This is a genomic window from Dactylosporangium sp. NPDC050688 (genome assembly GCF_040654515.1).
Taxonomy (GTDB): Bacteria; Actinomycetota; Actinomycetes; order Mycobacteriales; family Micromonosporaceae; genus Dactylosporangium.
Map to the genome: position 1 here is coordinate 1 of NZ_JBFAIC010000069.1, position 23,753 is coordinate 23,753.

Genomic DNA, 23,753 nt, shown 5'->3' on the forward strand with positions numbered 1-23,753 from the left:
CACCGCGTCACCGAACTCCTCGACGTCCGCCGCGCCATCCTCGCCGCCGACCCCCTCTTCCACACCACCATCAACCACACCACCAACCCGTACGACCCGTACCAGTCGGACGCCAACGCCGACTACACCTACCAGCCCGCCGGAGCCTGATCATGGCCAGCCGCCAGTACGCCACCTTCGAGGTCGCCGACCAGCTCTTCGGGCTGGACGTCGCGAAGGTGCAGGAGGTCCTCTCGTTCGACCAGTACACGCCCGTGCCGCTCGCCCCGGAGTCCGTCGGTGGGCTGTTCAACCTCCGCGGCCAGGTGATCGCCGCCGTCGACCTGCGCGTGCAGCTCGGCCTGCCGCCGCGTACGAAGAGCGCCGAGCCGGCGATGAACGTGATCGTGAAGACCGACGAGGAGTCCGTGTCCCTGCTCGTGGACCGGATCGGCGAGGTCGTCACGCTGCAGGACGACACGTTCGAGCCGCCGCCGGACACCCTGCACGGCCCCAGCCGGCACCTCATCACGGGCGCGTTCAAGCTCGACGGCCGGCTGCTGCTGGCGCTGGACACCACGAAAGCCGTCAACACCAGTCAGCCCGGCACCGGCAACCGCGAGGAGTGACCGTATGAACTGGTTCACCGACCGCGGTGTGCGCACGAAGGTGCTCAGCGCCCTCGTCGTCGCCGGCATCGTCATGATCGCCATCACCGCCGGGGCACTGCGCGAGCTGAGCGACGCCAACGACACCATGCGCCAGGTCACCAGCAAGAGCGAGCAGTTCACCGCCCTGTCCGACATCCGCGACGGGATCATCGACACCCTCGCCGCGCTGTCACCCGAGGAGCAGCAGGCGGCCGACGAGAGTGTCGCGGCCGGGGTCGAGCGGTACAGCAGCAGCGGCGCCGCGCCCGACCGGGTCGCCGAGATCAGGGCCGTCGGCGAGGCGATGAAGACGTACCAGACGGTGCGCGACACCGAGATGCTGCCGGCCGCCAACTCCGGCCGGGTCGACCACTACGTGCGGATCGCCGCGGCCAAGGGCACCCCGCAGATCGTCAAGGCCGAGCACCTCCTGGCCAAGGTGCAGGCCGCGGAGTTCGCCGAGGCCGAGCAGTGGCGGGCCGCCGCCCAGGACGACTACGAGCGCAGCCGGATGATGCTGATCGGCGCGGCCGTGCTGGGGCTGCTCGCCGCGTTCGGCATCGGCCTGTGGGTCACCGCGCTCGTCGTGCGGCCGCTGCGCCGGGTCGCCGAGGTGCTCGGCGCCGTTGCCACCGGCGACCTCAGCCAGCGGGTCGAGGTCAGGTCCGCCGACGAGGTCGGCGTCATGGCGGAGGCGCTCAACAAGGCGACCGAGAGCATGCGCACGACGGTGCAGACGATGGACCACACCGCCTCGTCGCTGGCCGCGTCCGCCGGTGAGCTCACCGGGGTCAGCGCGCAGATCGCCAGCGGCACCGGCGAGGCCAGCGACCAGGCCAACCTCGTCGCCGCCGCGGCCGAACAGGTGTCGCGCAACGTGCAGACCGTGGCCGCCGGTGCCGACGAGATGGGGCTGTCGATCCGGGAGATCGCGCAGAACGCCAGCGAGGCGGCGAAGGTCGCGTCGCAGGCCGTGATGGCGGCCGAGTCGACCAACCAGGCGGTCGCCCGGCTCGGCGAGTCGTCCACCGAGATCGGCAACGTCGTCAAGGTCATCACCTCGATCGCCGAGCAGACCAATCTCCTCGCGCTCAACGCGACGATCGAGGCGGCCCGCGCGGGCGAGGCCGGCAAGGGCTTCGCCGTCGTCGCCAACGAGGTCAAGGACCTGGCGCAGGAGACGGCCCGGGCGACCGAGGACATCTCCCGGCGGGTCGAGGCGATCCAGGCGGACACCACCGGCGCGGTCGCCGCGATCGGCGAGATCAGCCAGATCATCTCGCGGATCAACGACTACCAGCTCACCATCGCCTCGGCCGTCGAGGAGCAGACCGCGACGACCAACGAGATGAACCGCAGCGTCAGCGAGGCCGCGACCGGCTCCGTCGAGATCGCCACCAACGTCTCCACGGTCGCCGCGGGCACCCAGAACACGTCACTCAACGTAGCGGAAGCACAACGTGCGGCCTCGGATCTGTCCCGCATGTCGAGTGAGATGCGCTCACTCGTCGCACGGTTCAGGATCTGACCCGGCCGGCCGGGGTACGCTCGGGGGGTGACGGCCGGCCGCCCGCCGGGCGTCGCCCCCGACCCTTTTGGCTGACAGACCGGGGTGCAGGAGCGTTGCAGACTAGTTGCCATGTACAGCCTGGTTAGCGCCCCCGTTCTCGGCTTCGACCTCTCCCGTCTGCAGGGCGGATCGGCCGCGGCCGATGTGCTGCTTCGCGGACTCTCGCTCACTGTGAGTGACCTTGACGCCGTCGCGTCGGCCCGCGCCGACGACGACTGGGACCGTGTCGGCCTGTGGCGTGACGTCGACGCCGCCGCCCAGGAGCGCCGCGCGGTCAACGCCGACGCCGGCGGGCTCGCGGTGGTCGAGCGCGCCCCGCTCGGGACCCTCGACGGGCTGCTGCACTGCCTGCGGTACGACATCCTCGACTGGACCTGGGGCAACCGCCCGGCGCAGGCGACCACGCCGACGCCGCAGGTGCGCGCGCCGCGGCAGCGGCAGAGCGAGATCGCGAGCAAGGCCACGGGCGTGCTGTCCGACGCCGCCGCGGCCGCCTACCTGCGGGAGCTGCTGACCGACGAGTCGCGGCGCCGGCTGAGCGCCCCCTACGCCGCGGCGCTGCGCGCCCTGCCCGAGCCCGAGCACGACCTCGGCCCGCAGGCCGACGAGCTGCGCCAGCTGCTGCGCCGGGTCGGCTCGCTGTCGCCGGCGCAGATGCGCCAACTCAACAAGGTCACCGACACCTCGCGCCCCGGCCTGGCCGACTGGGCGCCGGCCGTGCACTCCGCGTCCTGGGCCGTCTTTCTCTCCGGCCGGGTCCGCACCGGTGCCGCCGCGCAGCTGCTGCTCGTGCAGGCCCTCGACCGCTCCGGCGTGCCGGTCAGCGACCGCGCCGGCGGGGTGTGGAACCTGCTCAGCGGCGCCGTCCAGGCCCTGATGGTGCGCGACCTGCTGGACTCCGCGACGGCCCGCCGGCTGCTCGACCCGTACTTCACCGCGATGGGGCCGCTGTCGGTCTGAAGCCGCGGCCCGCGAGCCCAAACATCGCCCCTGTCCGGAATGCTCCGGGCAGGGGCGGTTCTTTTGGGATTTCCCTCATCGTCCCGGGAACAACGCCGATTTATCCGCTGGAACGTGACGGGCCTCGCACTTGCCTCGAGGCCCCCGGTGCTGGAGGCAGGGCGCGTGATCTCGGTTCTGGTGGTGGACGACTCAGTCGTCGTCCGGCGTCTGATCACCGACGCGCTGAGCGATGACCCCGAGATCCGTGTCGTCGGCACCGCCCCGAACGGCAAGGTGGCGCTCGCCAAGATCGAGCAGCTCCACCCCGACCTGGTCACCCTCGACATCGAGATGCCGATCATGGACGGACTGGAGACGCTGCGCGCGATCCGCGCCCTGTACGCCCGGCTCCCGGTCATCATGTTCAGCACGCTGACGGCGGCGGGCGCGACCGCGACCCTGGACGCGCTGTCGGCGGGCGCCAGCGACTACGTCACCAAGCCGGCCAACGTCGGCAGCGTCGCGGAGAGCATCCGGTCTGTCCGCGAGCAGATCATCCCGCGGATCCACGCGCTGTGCGGTGGCCGCCGGGGCGCGCTCGCGGCACCGGTGCGGCCGTCGATCGGCATCGGGCCCAACATCGGGCCGAACACCCGCACGTACGGCGCCGGCCACGCCGTCGCCCCGCCCATGACGCCGCCACTGGCCCGCCCCGGCGGCAACCCGCTGCCCGGCGCGACCCGGCCGCCGGCGACCGCGCCGCCGCCCGCACCGGCGCGCACCGCACCGCGGACCGACCGGGTCGAGGTCGTCACCATCGGCTGCTCGACCGGCGGCCCGGACGCGCTGACGACCGTCGTGCGGGCCCTACCGGCGAACCTGCCGGTGCCGGTGGTCGTGGTGCAGCACATGCCGCCCGTCTTCACCAAGATGTTCGCCGACCGGCTCGACCGGACCGCGGCGCTCAACGTCGTGGAGGCCACCGGCGACATGGTCGTGCGCCCCGGCACCGTCTACATCGCACCCGGCGACTTCCACCTGGAGGTGCACCGGCGCGGGACCGAGGTGGTCACGAAGCTCAACACCGGCCCGCCGGAGAACTTCTGCCGGCCCGCCGTCGACGTGCTGTTCCGATCGGTGGCCAAGACCTACGGCCGCGCCACCCTCGCGATCATCCTCACCGGGATGGGACAGGACGGCAAGCGCGGCGCCGAGCAGCTGCGCGGGGCCGGCGCGGAGATCGTCGCGCAGGACGAGGCGACCTCGGTCGTGTGGGGCATGCCCGGCGCGGTGGCGACGGCCGGCCTGGCCCACGCCGTCCTGCCGCTCGGTGAGATCGCCCACCATCTCATCAGCCGTACCGCCGGTGGCCGGGGTGCGAAGTCCATGGAGGTGACCCGATGACATTGACTGCCCAGGAGTTCGCCTTCATCAGCGGCCTCGTCCGGCGCGACGCGGCGATCGTGCTCGAGGCCGGCAAGGAGTACCTGGTCGAGGCGCGGCTGCTGCCGCTGGCCCGGCAGTCCGGTCTGCCGAGCGTCTCGGAGTTCGTCGCCCGCGCCCAGCAGCGGCCCGAGCCGGAGGTCCACCGCAAGATCGTCGATGCGCTCACCACCAACGAGACGTCGTTCTTCCGCGACGGCGAGCCGTTCAAGCAGCTCGTCGACACCGTCCTGCCGGACCTGCTGGCCCGGCGGGCGTCGACCCGCTCGATCAAGGTGTGGTCCGCGGCGAGCTCCAGCGGGCAGGAGCCGTACACGATCGCGATGGTGCTGCAGGACAACCTGCCGCCGGGCTGGTCCTTCGACATCATCGGCACCGACATCTCCACGGAGATGCTCACCAGGGCCGAGGCCGGCCAGTACACCCAGCTGGAGGTCAACCGCGGGCTCCCGGCGCCGCTGCTGGTGAAGCACTTCGAGCGCAACGGGGCGCACTGGCAGGTCGCGCAGTCGTTGCGCAAGAACGTCTCGTTCCGCCGGCTCAACCTGGCCGCGCCGTTTCCCTCCATGGGGCCGTTCGACATCGTGTTCATCCGCAATGTGCTGATCTACTTCGATGTCCAGACGAAGCGCACGGTGCTGCAGCGGGTCGCCGGCACGCTGCGGCCCGACGGCTGGCTCTTCCTGGGCTCGGCCGAGACCACGATCGGCATCGACGACAGATTCGAACGGGTGGTCGCCGGCAGGACGTCCGCCTACAAGCTGCGGACCGCACCGAAGACCGCCGCTTCCGTGAGCGCAGTAGGAAAGGGGTGACGCCAGATGCTCACCATGGTGATCGACGATTCCCGCGCGATGCGCCTCATTCTGAAGCGGATCGTGGCGCAGCTCGGCTTCGACGTGGTCGAGGCGGGCAACGGCCAAGAGGCGATGGACTACCTCACGGCCAATGTTCTCGACGGTGACGGCGAGATCCCCGGCCTGGCGCTGGTCGACTGGAACATGCCCGAGATGAACGGGCTGGAGTTCGTGACCGCGGTCCGCGCCGAACCCCGCCTGCGCGGGATGACGCTGATGATGGTCACGACGGAGAGCGAGCAGAGCCAGATCGTGCGGGCGTTGGCCTCGGGGGCGCACGAATACGTGATCAAGCCGTTCACGCCGGACGCGATCATCGACAAGCTGGCGCTGCTCGGCCTCGTCCCGAACGGAGTCGCGGCATGACGACGATCCCCACCGAGGACGACCTGAAGGTGATCGCCGAGCAGGTCTGGTCCTCCTACCTCGACCTCGACGGCGCCAGTCCGCTGGTGCCGATCCCGGCGGAGAAACACCAGGCCGACGTCACGGCCTCGGTCTCCGTCACCGGTGCCTGGCGCGGCCACGTCCTGGTCAGCTGCTCCGACGCGGCGTCGCGCAACGTCGCGGCCGCGCTGCTGGGCATCGAGTACGACGAGGTGGCCGAGGAGGACGTCGCCGACGCCCTGGGCGAGCTCGCGAACATCATCGGCGGCAACGTGAAGAGCCTGCTGCCGGAGCCGTGCGCCCTGTCGCTGCCACACGTACACGTCGAGGGGACGTCGGGTCGCTACCCGGCCGTCACCGAGGTGTGCCATCTCGAAGGCACCTGGATGGACGAGTCCGTCACCGTGACCGTCCTGGAGAGCACCACCGACCTTGCTGGAGCAAGCGCATGAAAATTCTGATCGCCGACGACAGCCGGGTCATGCGGCAGATCGTGACCCGCACCCTTCGGCAGGCCGGCTACGAGGGGCATGACCTGGTCGAGGCGTGCGACGGGCAGGAGGCGTTCGACAAGGCCGTCGCGGAGAAGCCGGACCTGGTGCTGTCGGACTGGAACATGCCCCACCTGAGCGGTGTCGAGGTGCTGCGGATGCTGCGGGCCAACGGCGTGCAGGTGCCGTTCGGCTTCGTGACGTCGGAGGGCACGCCCGAGATGCGGCAGGCGGCGCAGGACGCGGGGGCGCTCTTTCTGGTCACCAAGCCGTTCACAGCGGACACATTCAAGGACGCACTCGACCCAATTTTGGGATGATTTAAGCCATGGAGCATGTTTTGCCCGTTCCGAAGGCCGTCAAGGACCTCTTTGACGACCTTCTCGGCCGGCCCGTCACGGTCAGCCCGGCCGAGCCGATCCGAGCCGCCGACGTCCCCAAGACCCTCGTCGCCCTGTACACCGACGAACGCCAGCAACTGCTGGCGGTGATCGGGATGGACTTCGCGCTCACGGCGTTCGCCGGTGCCGCGATCGGTCTGATCCCGCCCGGCGGTGCCGAGGCCTGCATCGAGGACAACGAGATCTCCAAGATGATCGGCGAGAACGCCATCGAGGTGTGCAACATTCTCGCCGGGCTGCTCAACCGCGAGGGAGCGCCGCGCCTGAAGCTGTACCAGACCTTCCTGCCGGGCGAAAGTGCGCCGACCGACGCGGTGAACTGGCTGATGGCGCTGGGCCGGCGGCTCGACCTGAAGGTCGACGTCTCGGGGTACGGCGCCGGGAAGATCTCCATCACCCTTGCCGGCTGATCGTGGCGGCTGCGGCCTTTGTGCCGGTTTTCCGGTGGTCGCAGCCGCACCGCGGGCCTCGGGGCGGTTGGGTGGGCGACATCGTGCAAAAAATTGCGAAGGCATGCACTACGCTTGCGGTATGACTCGACGACTCGCTGAGGTGGCGAAGTACGCCGGCGTGAGCGAGGCGACCGTGAGTCGGGTGCTCAATGGCAAGCCCGGCATCTCTGACGCTACCCGCACCGCTGTGCTCACCGCGCTCGACGTCCTGGGCTACGAACGCCCGACGAAACTGCGCGGCGAGCGCGCCCGCCTCGTAGGGCTTGTGCTGCCGGAACTGCAGAACCCGATCTTCCCGGCGTTCGCCGAGGTGGTCGCCGGCGCGCTGTCCAAGCGCGGCTTCACGCCGGTGCTGTGCACCCGGACCGCGGACGGCGTCTCGGAGGCCGACTACGTCGAGATGCTGCTGGACCAGCACGTGTCCGGCATCATCTTCTGCGGCGGCCTCTACCATCAGGCTGCCGCCGAGCACGAGCACTACCACCGCCTGCATGAGCGCGGCCTGCCCGCGGTGCTGGTCAACGCCGCGATCGACGACCTGGGCTTCCCGCGGGTGTCGGTCGACGACGGCCACGCGGTGGACCAGGCGTTCAACCATCTGGTATCGCTCGGGCACAAGCGCATCGGCCTGATCCTCGGCCCGGCCGACCACGCGCCGTCCAACCGCAAGCTGACCGCCTTCGAGGCGGCGGCGCGGTTCAACGACACGGTCAACGCCGAGGATGTCGAGCGGGTCATCTTCTCCATGGAGGGTGGCCGGGCCGGCGCGACGCGGCTCATCAAGCACGGCGTCACCGGCATCATCTGCGCCAGCGACGTGCAGGCGCTCGGCGCGATCCGGGCGGCCCGCCGACTGGGCCGCGAGGTGCCCGACGACATCTCCGTGGTCGGCTTCGACGACTCACTCTTCATGAACTGCACGGACCCGCCGCTGACCACGGTCCGCCAGCCCATCCAGGCGATGGGGCAGGCGGCGGTGACCCTGCTCGTCAGCCAGGTGGCCGGCACGCTGGTGCCGACCGAGGAGATGCTCTTCGAGCCGGAGCTGGTCGTGCGCGGCTCGACGGGCGCCCTCAAGGTGGCCCCGCCGAAGGCGACGAAGGCGGCCTCCGCCGCGTAGTTCCGGTCCGAAGTTTCATAGCTGCACCGAGCGCCACGACTCCTGCACAGGGGTCGTGGCGCTCTTTCGTTGCGTGCGCAACGGTACGGCCGTCGCGGGCCGCGACCTTCCGTGCGCACCGCCGGGGCCGACCGGGGGCCAGTGCACGATTTCAACCGCTTTCGTGCAAGTCCACGGCGCATGGGAGCGTCTCCATGCAAAGACCTGCCTGTGGATCATTAAAATCTTGCAACGAGCCATGGACTTCTTGTGGCGCGTGAGCCTAATCTCTTGCCTACGTCAGGCCGAAACCCTGACGCGACGCTACGGAAACCGATCAGTAACGCGCCTGAAGCACGTGAATACCCCGGCAGCCGACGCGAGGCTGCGCACCTGTGCGGAGCGGTCCAGGTCGGACGCCCACTTCTCCATCCGGTTCCCGTCCAGGCGGGGACCGGATGTCTCCACACCCCAACAAGGAGCGACGATGAAGTACTCACGTACCAGGATGGCTGTAGCCATCGCCGGTGCGCTGGCGCTCACCAGCACGCTCGTCGCGTGCGGCAGCGACGAGGACACCAAGGCCGACACGAACGCCAAGGTCACCCTCAACGTGGTGGGCCTCCTCCCGGGCTCGAAGCCCGAGGCGCAGCAGGCGCTCGCGGCCGAGGTCGCGGACTTCCAGAAGGAAAACCCGAACATCACGGTCGTCACGAAGGACTACGAGTGGAAGGCCACCACGTTCGCGGCCGACCTCGCCGGCGGGACCCTGCCGACCGTGTTCGAGATCCCCTTCACTGACGCGAAGACGCTGATCAGCAACGGGCAGATCGCCGACATGCAGGCGAACCTGAGCTCGCTGTCCTACGCCGCGAACTTCAACAAGAACGTGCTCCAGTACGGCCAGGGCCCGGACGGGCACGTCTACGCCATCCCGGCCAAGAGCGTCTACGCGATCGGCCTGCACTACAACCGCGACCTGTTCACGCAGGCCGGTCTCGACCCGAACAAGCCGCCGACGACCTGGGACGAGGTCCGCAGCGCGGCCAAGGCGATCGCGGAGAAGACCGGCCAGGCCGGCTTCGCCCAGATGGCCAAGGACGGCACCGGCGGCTGGCAGCTGACGGTCGACACCTACGCCCGGGGCGGCCGCCTCGAGGACGGCAAGAAGGCGACGCTCACCAACGACGCCACCAAGGCATCGCTGCAGTTCCTGAAGGACCTGCGCTGGACCGACAACTCCATGGGCGCCAACTTCGACTACGACTGGACCGGCATCAACCAGGCGTTCGCCGCCGGCAAGGTCGGCATGTACACCTCGGGCCAGGACGTCTACACCAGCCTCGTGCAGACGAACAACATCAACCCGAAGTCCTACGGCCTCACCATGATCCCGCTGTCCGGCGGTGACTCCGGCGTGCTCGGCGGCGGCACCATGGCCGCCGTGTCCAGCAAGGCCAGCGCCAACGAGAAGGCCGCGGCGATCAAGTGGATCGACTACCACTACCTGCGCAAGTACACCAACCAGGAAGCCGCGAAGAAGGCCGCCGAGATCCAGATCGCGAGCAAGCAGCCCGTCGGCACCCCTGAGCTGCCGATCTTCACGCAGCAGCAGTACCAGCAGTACCAGGAGTGGATCAAGCCGCTCGTGAACGTGCCGCTGGACCAGATGACCACGTTCACCGGCAAGGTCTTCGAGGCCAAGGTCGTCAACGAGCCGCCGCTGGCCACCCAGGACGTCTACAAGTCGCTCGACTCGGTTGTCCAGGCCGTCCTGACCGACAAGAACGCCAACATCGACCAGCTGCTCGCCGACGCCAACACGAAGGCGCAGCGCGCCATCGACGCGGCCGGCTGACCCTCACCGCACATCGACAAACCCGCAGAGGTGTGGGCCGTGGGTACGCCGACGGCCCACACCGGGGCTCTGCCCCCGAAACCAGGACGAGGAGTGAGGTGTCGTGAGTTCTTCCGGCGCCCTGCGGCACACCGGCGGCGACGCCGCCACCGGGGGCAACCACACGCCGGGGACGGACGGCCCCCGAGGCGGGCGGGGCCGCCGCCGTGACGTGGTGACCTGGGTCCAGCGCGGGGGGCTGAGCTCGGTCGTGTTCGCGCTGCCGCTGCTGCTGATCTTCGGGATCTTCTCGTGGTGGCCGATCGTGCGGTCGGTCATCATGAGCTTCCAGAAGACCAACCTCGTCGGCGACCCGACGTGGGTCGGCTGGCGCAACTTCGAGTACGTGCTCACCGACCCCGACCTGCCGAACGCGATCGGGAACACGCTGTACTTCGCGCTGCTCGCCCTCCTGTTCGGGTACCCGATCCCGCTGGTGACGGCGGTGCTCATGAGCTCGGTCCGGCGGCGCAAGGGCCTCTACTCCGTGCTCGCCTACCTCCCCGTCGTGGTGCCGCCGGTCGTCGCCGTCCTGCTGTGGAAGTTCTTCTACGACGGCGCCGCGGACGGCGTGTTCAACACGATCCTCGGCTACGTCGGGCTCGGCCCGTACGCCTGGCTGTCCAGCCCTTCGCTCGCGATGCCCTCGCTGGTGCTCGAGGCGACCTGGGCCGCGGCCGGCGGGACCGTCATCATCTACCTGGCCGCGCTGCTCAGTGTCCCGGACGAGCTGTACGACGCCGCCGAGGTCGACGGCGCCGGCATCTGGCGCAGGGTCTGGCACGTGAGCATGCCGCAGCTGCGCGGGGTCCTGCTCATCACGTTCATCCTGCAGATCATCGGCACCGTTCAGGTGTTCCTGGAGCCCTACCTGTTCACCGGCGGCGGCCCGGCGGGCGCCACGCAGACGATCCTGCTCATGATCTACGACTATGCGTTCGGCAGGTCGCTGGGCGGAAACTACGGTGCCGCGACGGCGCTGTCGGTCATGCTCGCCGCGTTCCTGGCGATCCTGTCGCTGGTGTACTTCAAGCTCACGTCCGGCTGGAGCAAGTCATGACGGGCCGGCACATCCCGGAAGGGAAGAGGACCACGATGACCGTCACCAATCCCACCGGGCAGCGGCCGGACACCGGTCCCGCCGCGGGAGCGCGGGGGCGGGCGCCCGGCGCCGCGGCCCCGTCCGGTCCGGCCAGGGGCGCGCGCACGGCCTCCAAGCGCAAGGCCTCCCAGCTCGACGGCAGCACCCGCGGCTACGTCTCCGCGCAGGACTGGCGCAACCCGCGGGTCAGGATGACCATCAAGACCCTGCACGGGATCCTGCTGGTGCTGCTCCTCGTGGTCGGCGTCGGCCCGATGCTGCTGCTCGCGAAGTACGCGATCACCCCCACCCAGGACATCATCCGCACGCCGCTGGCGATCTTCCCGAACGGCGTGCGCTGGGCGAACATCTCCGAGGCGTGGAACGACGTCAAGATCAGCCGGTACTTCCTGAACACCATCTGGCTCGCGGCCGGCTCCTGGTTCGTGCAGATGCTCGTCGCCACCACGGGCGGCTACGTGCTGTCCGTGCTGCGGCCCGCCTGGGGCAGGATCGTCAACGGCCTGGTGATCGCGACCCTGTTCGTGCCGAGCGTCGTGCTTCTCGTGCCGCTGTACCTCACCATCCTCAACCCGCCGCTCATCGGTACCTCGCTGATCAACAACTTCTTCGCCGTCTGGCTGCCGTCCGGCGCGAGCGCGTTCAACGTCGTGCTCATGACCCGCTTCTTCGACGGCCTGCCGCGCGAGGTGTTCGAGGCGGCCAAGGTCGACGGCGCCAGCACGTTCCGGCTGTTCTGGTCCGTCGTCCTGCCGATGTCCAAGCCCATCCTCGGTGTCGTGTCCGTGTTCGCCACCATCGCCAGCTGGAAGGACTTCCTCTGGCCGATGCTGGTGCTCAAGGACCCGACCAAGCAGCCGCTGTCGGTACGCCTGCCGGCCATCGCGTCGCAGACCGACCTCGGCGTGTTCCTCGCCGCCCTCGCGATCTCGACGCTCATCCCGGTCGTGTTCTTCATCGCCTTCCAGCGCCTGTTCCTGTCCGGTGCAGGATTGGGAGGAGCCGTCAAGGGCTGAGCTGACAACCCTCCGGCAGCACCAGCGACACCCACAGCCAACGCCTCCGGCAGTCCTGTCGTGTGTAGGCAATCCGAGTGTGAGAAAGCAGGTTCCACGTGGCCGACCAACACCACCAGGCTTGGTGGCGCAGCGCCGCTATCTACCAGATCTATTTGCGCAGCTTCGCCGACGGCAACGGCGACGGCGTCGGCGACCTGGCGGGCCTGCGTTCCAGACTGCCCTACCTGGCAGGGCTCGGCATCGACGCGATCTGGATCGTGCCGTGGTACCCGTCCCCACTCGCCGACGGCGGCTATGACGTCGCCGACTTCCGCGCCATCGACCCGATCTTCGGTACCCTCGCGGAGGCCGAGAAGCTGATCGAGGAGGCGCACGCCGCCGGCATCCGCGTCATCTGCGACATCGTGCCCAACCACTGCTCCTACCAGCACGCCTGGTTCCAGAAGGCGCTGGCCTCCGCCCCCGGCTCACCCGAGCGCGACCTCTTCTGGTTCCGCAAGGGGCGCGGCCCCGACGGCGAGCAGGCGCCGACCGACCTGCAGTCCATCTTCGGCGGCTCCGCCTGGACCCGGGTCCCCGACGGCGAGTGGTACCTGCACCTGTTCGCGTCCGAACAACCCGACTTCAACTGGGACCACCCGGCCGTCCGCGACGAGTTCGAGGACATCGTGCGCTTCTGGCTCGACCGCGGCATCGACGGCATCCGCATCGACTCCGCCGCCGTCCTCATCAAGGACCCGCTGGTCAGCGACGTCTACGAGGACAACGAGGGGATCCACGAGATCTACCAGAGCTGGCGGCGCATCTCCGACACGTACACGCCGCCGCGCGCCCTCATCGGCGAGCTGTGGCTGCCCGACCACGAGGCGTTCGCCCGCTACCTGGAGCCCAACGAGCTGCACACCGCCTTCAACTTCGCGTTCCTCAACGCGCCGTGGGAGGCCGCGAAGCTCCGGTACGAGATCGACATGACCCTCGAGGTGCACGCGCCGGTCGCCGCCCCCGCCACCTGGGTGCTGAGCAACCACGACGTCACCCGCGAGGTGACCCGCTTCGGCCGCGAGGTGACCAACTTCGCCTTCGCCGAGAAGCGCCGCGACGTGCCTTCCGACCTCGACCTCGGCGCCCGCCGGGCCCGCGCCGCCGCGCTGCTCATCATGTCCCTGCCCGGCGCGGTCTACCTGTACCAGGGCGAGGAGCTGGGCCTTGAGGAGGTCGAGGACCTCGACGACGCCCTCCGCGAGGACCCGATGTTCCACCGCTCCGGCGGCGTCAACCCCGGCCGCGACGGCTGCCGCGTGCCGCTGCCCTGGTCTGGCACCGAGGCCCCCTTCGGCTTCAGCCCGGCCGACGCGACCGGCGAACCCTGGCTGCCGCAGCCCGCCGCCTGGGCCGGCAAGACGGTCGCCGCGCAGGAGGGCGACCCGGCCTCCTTCCTCGAGCTGTACCGCCAGGCGCTGCGCATCCGCCGCACCGAACCCTCCCTCGGCGACGGCCCCATGCGCTGGCTCGACTCGGACCCGGAGGTCCTGGCATTCGCCCGCGACGACACCTTCGCCAACGTCACCAACCTCGGCACCACGCCGGCGTACCTCCCGCCGCACCGCGAGGTCCTCATCAGCAGCGTGCCGCTCAACGCCGACGGCACGCTCCCCTCGGACGCCTCAGCCTGGCTGCGGTTGTCCTGACCCACTCCGGACGCCGCCGGCCTCGGCCGTGGTTGTCCTGACCCGCTTGGACGCCGCCGGCCTCGGCCGTGGTTTGTCCTGACCCACCGCAGACGGCGTCCGGAACCTGGCGCTGGGCCCGGCCGCCACCGAGCCCAGCGCCAGCCGGCCCGCCGCCCACAGTCGCCGGGCGGTCGCACAAGTTGGCGGGTGCGACCGCCCGGTCCGAGCGCCGCGCGGGTGCGGCAAGCGGCTCCCCTTCGCGGTGGTGCGGGGGTCGGCGTATGACAGAAACCCGACCAGCGTCACCGGCCACAGCGCTGTCTTCGGCGCGCTCGGCAGCCTCACTCGTGCGGCATCCGGCGCTCGCCGCCCCGCCAGCCGGACCACCGTGGTGATCCAAGTCGCGCCCCGGTCATCTGAACGACCGCGATGCGACTTTGATCAACCGCGCAAGATCAGAAGCGAGCCGGTCGCGACCGCCGGGCAAGGTCACCAGTGGGGCGATCGGCGCGCGGGTTGAACAGGCTGCGGGCAGGAGGCGGCGGCTTGCAGACGCGGGCTGGGCTTGTCGTTGTGCCGGGCGCCAGGTGCCGGTGCGCACCTCGGCGGGGAGCGTGCAGGGCTGATGTGAACGGTCGATTTCCCATACTTAACTGTTAATGGCGGCCAGGCGTCGAGCGTTAACTGTTAAGCCGTGGGGAGATCTTCCGGTGGTTCGCGCGCCGCCATAACGTCATTGGCAAGGAAAACGAACTTCCTTGTGGAGGCGGCACATGCGTTCCACCCTTACCGTCGCGGCGACATCCCAGCCGTTCAGATGGTGACGCCGGTTATGTCCGGGAACAGAGGCGGGGCGCTGGACACACCGGCGCCCCGTTGTTCCCAACTGCCCAAGACCATCTGAGCAGCAGGAACTCAATCCCAGTCCCATCGGAACCCATATCGACCCGGGCCGTAGTCCAGCGCGATCGCGTGGACTGAATTGCCCACGTCGACCTCGTAAGGGGTCACCTGTTCGGTCTGGCCGTCCATCTGCTGGAACTGATAGACGGCCCGCGGCAGCGCTGCCGGGTCGAAACACACCTCGAGCACGTATTCGCGCACCGGAAGCCTGAACTTGCGCTCATAATTGGTCGCTGTCGGAAACGGCGGATAATTATGTAGCGCATGTTCGGTGATGACCGTTTCGCCTTTGGCGAGCGGGCGGTCGAAGAGCAGCTCCGCCAGGAGAAACGCGCTTTCCACGTGCTCGACCACCCGGCCCAGGCGGCAGTTGCGGACCGCGGTGATCAGCGGGAGCGGGTGCTCCAGCTCGTCGAGGCGCACGATCACCACATACCGGTCGGGGCCGTCGGCCTCGGCCCGCAGCACCTGCCGGACGAGGAACGAGACCTCCTCGCGCTCCGGCCCGACGTTGACCCGGTCGTGCTGGCTGAGCCGGGTCAGCCGCTCGTCCCAGCGGGTGTCGACGCCCTGCGCCAGGTCGGTGATGAGGTCCTGCTCGGACCAGAACGCTCCCAGACTGGGCGCCTCCTGGCTCTTGTGCAGGTGCCGGCCGCGCGGTCGCGGAGGACCCACCAGAGCGGCCAGGGATCCCGGCTCGACCTCCAGGATCTTCTCGAGCTCGGCGAGGGCGGCCAGGGACTCACGCCGCTCCGGGCGGCTGCGCCCAGTCTGCCAGTAACTCAACGTGGCGAGACTCACCGAGAAGCCCTCGGCGCGAAGCCGCTCCTGGATGCGTTCCAGTCCCAGGCCCCGTGCCTGGATGGCGTCACGTAGCGCGCCGGCGAAGTCGACCATCAGCCCCCCGGGAGCCATCCTCGCGGTCGGGGCGGGGCGCACGCAAGCGCGCGTTTGCGTAATTGCCGATTCGGTAACCCCGGAGCACATGGGCGAGCGCTGGTACACCGAGAGTGTCATCTATTGCCTGGACGTCGAGACGTTCCAGGACTCCAACGGCGATGGCATCGGCGACTTTCAAGGTCTCATCAGCCGTCTCGACTATCTGACCAGGCTCGGGGTCAACTGCCTGTGGCTGCATCCGATCCATCCGACACCTGGCCGGGACGACGGTTACGACGCCACGGACTTCTACAACGTCGACCCGAGGCTGGGTACTCTGGGCGACTTCGCCGAGTTGCTGCACGCGGCGGCGAACCGCGGCATCAAGGTCATCATCGATCTCGTGGTGAATCACACTTCGGACGAGCACCCCTGGTTCCAGTCGGCGGTCGCGTCGAAGGACTCACCGTACCGCGACTGGTACGTCTGGTCCGACAAGGAACCCTCGGACCGCTACCAGGGCATGGTGTTCCCGGGCGAGCAGCAGGAGACGTGGACGTACCACCGCCGCGCCCGCGCCTGGTACTACCACCGCTTCTACGACTTCCAGCCGGACCTGAACTTCGCCAACCCGCACGTGCGGGCCGAGATCAAGAAGATCCTGGCGTTCTGGATCCAGCTCGGCGTCGCCGGGTTCCGGATGGACGCGGTGCCGTTCATCATCGAGCTCACCGAGCCGGGGCGCCCCGAGTGCCCGATGGACTTCGACTACCTGACCGAGCTGCGCCAGCACATCCAGTGGCGCCGCGGTGACGCGGTCCTGATCGCCGAGGCCAACGTCGAGCCGGAGAAGCTGCCGGAGTACTTCGGCGACGCGGGCGGGTCGGGCAACCGCATCCACATGCTGTTCGACTTCATGCTCAACGGCCGGCTGGTGCTGGCCCTCGCCCGGCAGAACCCGGAGCCGGTCATCGAGTGGCTGAAGACCACCCCGAAGCTCCCGCCGGGCGGGCAATGGGCGACGTTCCTGCGCAACCACGACGAGATCGACCTGTCGCGGCTCACCGCCGAGCAGCGTGAGGACGTGTTCGAGCAGTTCGGCCCCGACGAGGACATGCGCCTGTACGACCGGGGCATCCGCCGCCGCCTCGGCCCGATGCTCGGCGGTGACCGGCGGCGGCTGGAGATGGCCTACTCGCTGCAGTTCACGCTGCGCGGCACCCCGGTGCTGCGCTACGGCGAGGAGATCGGCATGGGGGAGGACCTGAGCCAGGTCGGCCGGTACGCCATCCGGACCCCGATGCAGTGGTCGTTCACCGCCAACAGCGGCTTCAGCGACGCCGAGCCGATCCGGCCGGTCATCAGCAAGGGCGACTACGGCTACGAGACCGTCAACGTCACCGCGCAGCGGGACGACCCCGGGTCGTTGCTGGCCTGGTTCGAGCGGATGATCCGGACCCTGCGGGAGAGCCCGGAGGTCGGCGGCGGCACCTGCACCTGCGTCGACCAGTCGCTGCCGCCGGGCGTACTGGTGCACCGCGCCGACGGCCCGACCGGCTCGATGCTGTTCCTGCACAACCTGGGCACCGAGGACGTGACGGTCGACCTCGGCAACCTCGCCGGGGAGGCCGACCACCCCAACGAGGTGTTCACCAACCAGGAGTACGGGCCGCTCGGCGACTTCACGTCGCTGCAACTGTCGGCGTACGGCTACCGCTGGATCCGCCTGCGCCGCAGCACGGTCTAGGAGCTGGGGATCTGGGCCGGGGCGACCGGGCGGCCGAAGTGCCAGCCCTGGCCCAGGTCACAGCCGAGGGCGGCGAGGCGGGCGGCCTGGTCGGCCGTCTCGATGCCCTCGGCGGTGACGGTCATCTGCAGCGTGTGCGCGAGCCGGATCACCGTCTCCACGATCTGCTCGTCGACGTGGTCGCTGGCCAGCGAGCGGATGCCGGCCATGAAGGCGCCGGCCAGCTTCAGCCCGTGCACCGGCAGGTGGCGCAGGTAGGCCAGGTTGGAGTAGCCGATGCCGAAGTCGTCGATGACGATGCGCACGCCGAGGTCGGCGATGGTGCGCAGGGTCTGCACCGGCCGGCCGGTCGACTGCATGAGCACCGTCTCGGTCAGCTCCAGCTGCAGGTTGGTCGGGTCGAGGCCGGTGTCGGCCAGGGCGTGCCGCACGTCGTCGAGCAGGCGCGGGTCGGTGCACTGGCGGGGCGAGACGTTGACGCTGATGAGCAGCGGGGTGTCCGGATGGGCGCGCTGCCAGTCGGCGGCGACCCGGCACGACTCGCGCAGCACCCACCGGCCCAGCGGGTGGATCATGCCGGACTGCTCGGCGACGGGGATGAACGTGTTCGGTGACACCGTGCCGAGGTCCGGGTGCCGCCACCGCAGCAGCGCCTCCGCGCCGCGCAGGCGGTTGTCGGCGAGGGCGACGAGCGGCTGGTACACCAGCTCGAACTCGCCGCGGTCCAGGGCGCCGGCGAGCCGGCCGGTCAGCCCGTAGCGCAGGACCTGCTGGGCGTTGCGCTTGACGTCGAACAGCGCGTAGCGCGCCCGGCCCTCCTCCTTGGCCAGGTAGAGGGTGGCGTCGGCGGCGCGCAGCAGCTCCTCGGGCTCGGCGCCCAGGCACGGCTGCTCGACGATGCCGATGCTCGCCGACACCGCCAGCTCGTGGCCGTCGAGACGCACCGGCTTGCTGAGCTCGGCGAGCATCGCCTCCGCCAGCTCGGTCAGCTGCCCGGGGCCGCTGCTGTCGCGCACGACCACCACGAACTCGTCGCCGCCGACCCGGGCGACCAGGTGCCCGGCGCCGTTGACGCAGGCCCGCAGCCGGTCGGCGAGGGCGACCAGCAGCCGGTCGCCGGAGCCGTGCCCGAGCGTGTCGTTGATGGTCTTGAACTCGTCGAGGTCGAGGAAGCAGACCCCGATCCGCTCGCCGTCGCCGGCCGCGCCGAGGGTGTCGGTGAGGTGCCGGTAGAGCAGCACCCGGTTGGGCAGGCCGGTCAGCGGGTCATGGTGCGCCTGGTGGTGCAGCTCCTGCTGCAGGCTGTGCTCGGCGTCGGTGAGCGCCCGGGCCCAGGCGCGGCGGATCCGCTCCTGGTCGTCGAGGACGCGCTGCCGGCCGGTGCGGGTGAAGCCGGCCGCGACCGCGCCGAGGACCGCGCCGATGCGGTCGTCGTCGGGCTTGCCGTCCGCGGCGGCGGGCAGCCCGGTGAGGACCGCGATCGTGCGCTGCAGCGCCTCGGGGCTGGACAGGCCCAGCTCCACGAGCGCGGAGCCGACGGCGGCGGCGGGCTCGGGGTCGAAGGGCTCGGCGCGCAGCACCTCGGCCAGGCGCGCGACGAGGTCGTCGAACCTGGCGCGCATCGCCTCGGCGCCGAGGTCGAGGTAGCTGGTCTGGCGGACGGCGGCGACCCACCGGTGCGCGAGGTCGGACAGCGCAGGCTCGATGAGCACATCGTCCTGGCCGTCAGCGCCGCTCAACCGCATCACCCCTGGCGCGAAGATTACCGTGCCGGGAAGCGTTGAAGAATCGACGCTCAGTGCCGTTGTCCAGCCGTTTCGGTGAGGCCGGCGACGAAGCGCGTCAGGAGCTGGGCGAACAGGTCCAGGTCAGCGGCGGTCCAGCCGGCGGTCGCGGCGGCGAACCTGGCCCGCCGGGCCGCGTGCACCCGCTCCGACAGCGCCAGGCCCTGCGCGGTGCGCACCAGCAGCGAGCGCCGGCCGTCGCCCTGGTCGGCCTCGCGCCGCAGCCAGCCCGCCTCGACGGCGGCGGCGACGAGCTTGCTCGCCCGGGGCTGCGCCACGTCGAGCGCCGCGGCGACCGTCATCACCGTGGCCCGGTCGCCGAGCCCCTCGACGGCGTCGACGACGTCGAACACGGCCGGGTCGACCCCGCCGGTGGGGCCGCTGCGGGCCAGCGCGCGGCGGGTCTGGCTGCGCCGGATGGCGACCATCGCGGTCTCGACCGCGGACAGGGCATCTTGCATAATCTTTGTTATCTACATTCTTTTTGGCATGTACTGGGGGTTCCATGAAACCAGAGGAGCGGCCGATCGGCTACTGGCTGCGCGAGCTCGACCGGCGCGTCGAGGACGCGTTCCGGCGCACGCTCGACGGGCGGCAGCTGCGCCGCCGGCACTGGCAGGTGCTCAACGGGCTGGGCCCGCAGGACCCGTTCTGGGGTCCGGGGGAGCGGCCGTACGAGGAGGTCGTCGCCGACCTCGCCGGCCGCGGCTGGGTCACGCCGGACGGCACGCTGACCGCCGACGGCGAGACGGCCAGGGCGGCGATCGCGGCGGACGTCGCCGAGGTCCGGCGGCGGGCCGCCGCGGGGGTGCCGGACGAGGACTACCTGACCACGGTGCGCACCCTGGCCCGGATGGCGGACAACCTCAGCGCCGGGTGACCCATGCACCCGGACCGCGGCGGCCGCCCTCAGCGGGCGGGCGATGTCAACGGCGGGCGACCTCAGCGACGGGTGACCGTGTGCCGGGCGATGGCGGCGACCGTGCGCGGGGTCAGGGTGCCGTCGCCGAGGCCCAGCTCGACGAGGTCGTCGAAGACCGCCTGCCGGCGGTCGGCGGCCCGCACGGCGGCGTTGACGATCCACCGCTGGCCGCCGAGCAGCGCCGCCGCCCGCGAGTGCCGAAGGTGCCGCCCGAGCCGGGCCCGCAGCGCGGCGGCGTAGCGGCGCCCCGGCGCGTCCCCGGGCGCCGCCGCGGCCGCCCCCGCCAGCGCGCCGGACAGCACCGCGTAGAAGATCCCCTCGCCGGTGAAGGGGTTGATCAGCGACAGCGCGTCGCCGGCGAGCAGCAGCCGGCCCCGGGCCGGCACCGGGCGCCGGGTCGACAGCGGCAGGTGGTGGGCGCGCAGGCCGGTCGCCGCGGCGGCGTCCACGTCGGGCAGCAGCGCCGCCAGCCGGTCCAGCAGGTGCGCGCGGGAGACCGGCCGGCCGCGCAGGACCTCGCCGTAGCCGATGTTGGCGGTGCCGTCGCCGATGGGGAAGACCCACGCGTACGCCGGCCACTCCCGCGACGCGGTGACGATGCGCTGCTCGGTCGGGCCCTCGAACGGCGCGTACCCGCGGATGGCCAGCGCCAGGTGGCCGGGGCCGTTCGGCGGCTGCCCGAGCGCCCTGCGCACCACCGAGTACGCGCCGTCGGCGCCGATGACCGCGCCCGCCGACACCGTGCCGTCCAGCACGACCCGGGCCCCGCGCTCCTCGACCCGGCGCACCGAGTGCCGGCGCAGCACCGCCCCGGCCGCCACGGCCGCGTCCGCGATCCGCCCGTCCAGCCGCAGGCGCGGGACCGTGTACGCGGGCCGCGCGTGCGCCCGGGCGACCGACCCGCCCGCCGGCCCGACGAGCCGCAGCGACGGCACCGGCACGGACCCCTCCTCGACGCCGGTCACGCCCAGCCCGGCGAGCACGTCGAGGGCGTGCGGGGCGACCCCGTCACCGCACGGCTTGTCGCGCGGGAAGTCGGCCTTGTCCAGCAGCAGCACGCTCGCGCCGGCGCGCCGCGCGGCGAGCGCCGCCGCCGCACCCGCCGGCCCGGCGCCGACCACCACGACGTCGAACTCGTCCATGACCAGCACTCTGCCAGCACTTTGCCACCAGTGCGGCTCAGCGGTGCTCCGGGACCGTGTGCACGCCCGCCGCGGAGCCCTTCGACTTGAGCATCATGATGAACGCCAGGACGCGGGCGACCGCGCCGAAGAACTCCGCGGGGATCTCGTCGCCGACGTCGCAGGCGCCGTAGAGCGCCCTGGCCAGAGGCACGTCCTCGACCATCGGGACACGGTGCTCGCCGGCCACCTCGCGGATCTTCAGGGCGATCACGCCCATGCCCTTCGCGACCACCCGCGGGGCGCCCTTCGCCGGGTCGTACCGCAGCGCCACCGCCACGTGCGTCGGGTTGACCACGACCACGTCGGCGCGGGGCACGTCGGCCATCATCCGGCTGCGCGCCATCTCGTGCTGGCGCTGCCGGATCTGGCCCTTGACGTGCGGGTCACCCTCCGACTTCTTGTGCTCCTCCTTGACCTCCTCCTTCGACATCTTCAGCTGCTTGTTGACCCGTCGCTTGGCCACGAAGTAGTCGGCGAAGGCGAGCACCAGACCGGTCGCCGCGGCGACCCGGATGACCTCCAGCACCGTGTCGGCGACCAGGGCGATGATGGTCTGCAGCGGCATCGCCGTCGCCCCGAGCAGCGTCGGGATGAGCGTCCGCATCGTGTTGTAGACGACGATGCTCAGGATCACGACCTTGGTCAGGGACTTGACGCTCTCCCACGCGGCCTGCCCGCCGAAGGTACGCTTCAGGCCCTTGAACGGGTCGAGCTTCTTGAGGTCCGGCTTCAGCGTCTTCGTCGCGGGGCGCAGGCCGCCCTGGGCGGCGGTGGCGAGGATCGCGAACACGAACAGGCCCACCGTGATCGGCGCGGACAGGATCGCGATGTCCTTCCCGCCGGCCTTGAGCAGCTCCAGCGCCTTCGCCGGCTCCGGGTCGACGAACGCCTGCGTGCTGCGCATGAACAGCGACTGGGTCCGCGACATGATGGACCGGGCCGTCATCGGCAGCAGCATGCTGGCCAGCAGCACCCCGCCCCACGCGCCGAGGTCCGGCGTGCGGGCCCGGGTGCCCTCACGCCGCGCCTGCCGTTTCTTCTGCTCGGTAGGCTGCTCGGTCTTCTCACCAGCCATCTAGCGGCCGAGTGCCCCCTCGATCGTCCGCATCGACCAGCCGACCGCCGCCAGGTACGCCTTCGCCAGCTCCGCCGAGGACACCGGGGCGTTGGCCAGCGCGTGCTCGTCGGCGACCTCGTACGCGCGCACGATCGACAGCACCTGGCCGAGCCGGCCGTGCCCGTCGACCAGCGCGTCGGCCACCTCCACCGTCAGCGGCAGGTGGTTGACCAGCTCGGCGACCGGCTCCGAGATGAGTTCGGCGACCCCGGCGAGCAGCCCGACGGTGAACGCCGCGTCGCCCTGCAGCCCCAGCCGCTCCGCGACGGTCTGGCACAGCCGGGCCCGCGCCATCGTCGTGGACAGCTGGTCCTCGGTCGCGGACTCGGCCACGTCGCTGACCAGCATCAGCGCCGCCCACTGCCGGATCTTCGCCGAGCCGAGCAGGACCACCGCGTCGCGGACCGAGGCCACCTTGCGCGGCAGGCCCGACGCGGCGGAGTTCGTCGCCCGCAGCACCCGGTACGACAGCGCCGGGTCACTCTGCACGATCGAGGACACCTTCGCGATGTCGGCGTCCTCCGCGGTGACCGCGCCGAGCAGCTCCAGCCGGCGCAGCCGCGACGGCGACAGTGCGACCGCCGTCAGCACCTGGGGGCGGCCGACCGCGTACCCCTGCAGCAGGTCGAAGCCGACCCGCTGGGCGAGCAGGATGTGCTCCTCGGTCTCGACCCGCTCCGCGACGAGCTTGATGCCGGGGTACCGGCGGCACCGCTCGACCACCTCCATGAGCTCGTCCGGTTCGCGGATGAGCAGGTCCAGCTTCACGTAGGCGGCGAGCCCGAGCAGCCGCTCGTGGCCGAGGCCGAACACGAAGTCGTCGAGGGCGATCTCGTACCCCTGCTGCACCAGCCGCGCGGTCCCGGCGAGCACCGCGTCGTCGATCTCGACGGTCTCCAGGATCTCCAGGATCGCGTGGTCCGGGTCGAACGGCAGCGGCAGGTCGCCGACGAGGAAGTCGCGGGTCAGGTTGATGAAGCACTTGCGGCCGCCGACGAGCTGCTCCAGGCCGAACTCGGTGAAGGCGTTGACGATGACCTGGCTGGTGGCGTACGCGCTGCGCCGGGACGCCTCGACCTCGTCCGCGGCGCCGCGGAACAGCAGCTCGTAGCCGACGACGTGACCCGCCCAGTCATAGAGCGGCTGGCGGCCGATGTGCACGAGCTGCGTCGCGTCCGGGTGGGAGGTGGTGGCGGGCTGCACGCCCCAACGATCGGCACCGGACGCTGCAACCAAAGGAAAACCCTCAGAACGACCC

Annotated in this window: 22 protein-coding genes; 16 read left to right on the forward strand and 6 right to left on the reverse strand. The window is 70.6% G+C overall.

The features are described 5' to 3' along the window. Positions 1–152: 152 nt before the first annotated feature. From AB0H83_RS41955 to AB0H83_RS42020, 14 genes are all read left to right on the forward strand, one after another. A complete protein-coding gene (locus AB0H83_RS41955; RefSeq protein ID WP_327008652.1) occupies positions 153–608 on the forward strand; it encodes a chemotaxis protein CheW in 456 nt (151 codons plus the stop codon). Positions 609–612: 4 nt separating this feature from the next. After that, a complete protein-coding gene (locus tag AB0H83_RS41960) occupies positions 613–2,157 on the forward strand; it encodes a methyl-accepting chemotaxis protein (protein ID WP_360106024.1) in 1,545 nt (514 codons plus the stop codon). Positions 2,158–2,370: 213 nt separating this feature from the next. Beyond that, on the forward strand, positions 2,371–3,159 hold the full coding sequence (locus tag AB0H83_RS41965) for a hypothetical protein (RefSeq protein ID WP_360106027.1): 789 nt from the start codon (positions 2,371–2,373) through the stop codon (positions 3,157–3,159). A gap of 165 nt (positions 3,160–3,324) precedes the next feature. After that, positions 3,325–4,545, forward strand: coding sequence for a chemotaxis response regulator protein-glutamate methylesterase (locus tag AB0H83_RS41970; RefSeq protein WP_360106030.1), 1,221 nt, complete (start codon positions 3,325–3,327; stop codon positions 4,543–4,545). Then, positions 4,542–5,399, forward strand: coding sequence for a protein-glutamate O-methyltransferase CheR (locus tag AB0H83_RS41975; protein WP_360106033.1), 858 nt, complete (start codon positions 4,542–4,544; stop codon positions 5,397–5,399). Before AB0H83_RS41970 ends, AB0H83_RS41975 begins: the two co-directional genes overlap by 4 nt. A 6-nt stretch (positions 5,400–5,405) precedes the next feature. After that, complete coding sequence (locus AB0H83_RS41980) at positions 5,406–5,807, forward strand: response regulator (protein ID WP_327008657.1); 402 nt, start codon at positions 5,406–5,408, stop codon at positions 5,805–5,807. After that, positions 5,804–6,280, forward strand: a complete 477-nt coding sequence (locus AB0H83_RS41985; protein WP_360106038.1) for a chemotaxis protein CheX — start codon at positions 5,804–5,806, stop codon at positions 6,278–6,280. Before AB0H83_RS41980 ends, AB0H83_RS41985 begins: the two co-directional genes overlap by 4 nt. Then, positions 6,277–6,639 carry a response regulator gene (locus AB0H83_RS41990; protein WP_360106041.1) on the forward strand — a complete coding sequence of 121 codons (363 nt, stop codon included), beginning with the start codon at positions 6,277–6,279 and terminating at the stop codon, positions 6,637–6,639. The genes AB0H83_RS41985 and AB0H83_RS41990 overlap by 4 nt, the downstream gene beginning before the upstream one ends. An 8-nt stretch (positions 6,640–6,647) precedes the next feature. Beyond that, positions 6,648–7,130 (forward strand): hypothetical protein, encoded by a 483-nt coding sequence (locus AB0H83_RS41995; RefSeq protein ID WP_360106044.1) that lies wholly within the window; start codon positions 6,648–6,650, stop codon positions 7,128–7,130. A gap of 121 nt (positions 7,131–7,251) precedes the next feature. Further along, positions 7,252–8,292, forward strand: a complete 1,041-nt coding sequence (locus AB0H83_RS42000) for a LacI family DNA-binding transcriptional regulator (protein WP_360106047.1) — start codon at positions 7,252–7,254, stop codon at positions 8,290–8,292. Positions 8,293–8,758: 466 nt separating this feature from the next. Further along, positions 8,759–10,129 carry an extracellular solute-binding protein gene (locus AB0H83_RS42005; RefSeq protein WP_360106050.1) on the forward strand — a complete coding sequence of 457 codons (1,371 nt, stop codon included), beginning with the start codon at positions 8,759–8,761 and terminating at the stop codon, positions 10,127–10,129. 103 nt (positions 10,130–10,232) lie between these two features. Further along, complete coding sequence (locus AB0H83_RS42010) at positions 10,233–11,228, forward strand: sugar ABC transporter permease (protein WP_360106053.1); 996 nt, start codon at positions 10,233–10,235, stop codon at positions 11,226–11,228. 35 nt (positions 11,229–11,263) lie between these two features. Beyond that, on the forward strand, positions 11,264–12,286 hold the full coding sequence (locus AB0H83_RS42015) for a carbohydrate ABC transporter permease (protein WP_360106056.1): 1,023 nt from the start codon (positions 11,264–11,266) through the stop codon (positions 12,284–12,286). 98 nt (positions 12,287–12,384) lie between these two features. Further along, positions 12,385–13,977, forward strand: coding sequence for an alpha-amylase family glycosyl hydrolase (locus AB0H83_RS42020; RefSeq protein WP_360106059.1), 1,593 nt, complete (start codon positions 12,385–12,387; stop codon positions 13,975–13,977). A gap of 897 nt (positions 13,978–14,874) precedes the next feature. Here the strand turns inward: AB0H83_RS42020 and AB0H83_RS42025 are convergent. After that, the gene (locus tag AB0H83_RS42025; protein ID WP_360106062.1) at positions 14,875–15,879 is read right to left on the reverse strand and encodes a hypothetical protein; all 1,005 of its coding nucleotides are present in this window, start codon (positions 15,877–15,879) and stop codon (positions 14,875–14,877) included. On the opposite strand from AB0H83_RS42025, the gene AB0H83_RS42030 reads away from it, so the two are divergent. Further along, a complete protein-coding gene (locus AB0H83_RS42030; RefSeq protein WP_360106065.1) occupies positions 15,848–17,488 on the forward strand; it encodes an alpha-amylase family protein in 1,641 nt (546 codons plus the stop codon). The genes AB0H83_RS42025 and AB0H83_RS42030 overlap by 32 nt on opposite strands. Here the strand turns inward: AB0H83_RS42030 and AB0H83_RS42035 are convergent. Both AB0H83_RS42035 and AB0H83_RS42040 read right to left on the reverse strand, forming a co-directional pair. Then, the gene (locus tag AB0H83_RS42035) at positions 17,485–19,227 is read right to left on the reverse strand and encodes a bifunctional diguanylate cyclase/phosphodiesterase (RefSeq protein WP_360106068.1); all 1,743 of its coding nucleotides are present in this window, start codon (positions 19,225–19,227) and stop codon (positions 17,485–17,487) included. The two genes, AB0H83_RS42030 and AB0H83_RS42035, sit on opposite strands and share 4 nt — an antisense overlap. Positions 19,228–19,283: 56 nt before the next feature. Continuing rightward, a complete protein-coding gene (locus AB0H83_RS42040; protein ID WP_360106070.1) occupies positions 19,284–19,733 on the reverse strand; it encodes a MarR family transcriptional regulator in 450 nt (149 codons plus the stop codon). A gap of 44 nt (positions 19,734–19,777) precedes the next feature. Here AB0H83_RS42040 and AB0H83_RS42045 point away from each other — a divergent pair, with 44 nt between their 5' ends. Continuing rightward, entirely contained in the window at positions 19,778–20,152 is a 375-nt protein-coding gene (locus AB0H83_RS42045) for a hypothetical protein (RefSeq protein ID WP_360106073.1), read from the forward strand. A gap of 62 nt (positions 20,153–20,214) precedes the next feature. Here AB0H83_RS42045 and AB0H83_RS42050 read toward each other — a convergent pair whose 3' ends face one another. Genes AB0H83_RS42050 through AB0H83_RS42060 form a run of 3 tightly spaced genes read right to left on the reverse strand, consistent with a single transcriptional unit; the run spans position 20,215 to position 23,698 of the window. Beyond that, positions 20,215–21,336 (reverse strand): geranylgeranyl reductase family protein, encoded by a 1,122-nt coding sequence (locus tag AB0H83_RS42050; protein WP_360106076.1) that lies wholly within the window; start codon positions 21,334–21,336, stop codon positions 20,215–20,217. Between the two features lie 37 nt (positions 21,337–21,373). Further along, entirely contained in the window at positions 21,374–22,453 is a 1,080-nt protein-coding gene (locus AB0H83_RS42055) for an EscU/YscU/HrcU family type III secretion system export apparatus switch protein (RefSeq protein WP_360106079.1), read from the reverse strand. Continuing rightward, positions 22,454–23,698 carry an HDOD domain-containing protein gene (locus tag AB0H83_RS42060; protein WP_360106082.1) on the reverse strand — a complete coding sequence of 415 codons (1,245 nt, stop codon included), beginning with the start codon at positions 23,696–23,698 and terminating at the stop codon, positions 22,454–22,456. Positions 23,699–23,753: the final 55 nt, after the last annotated feature.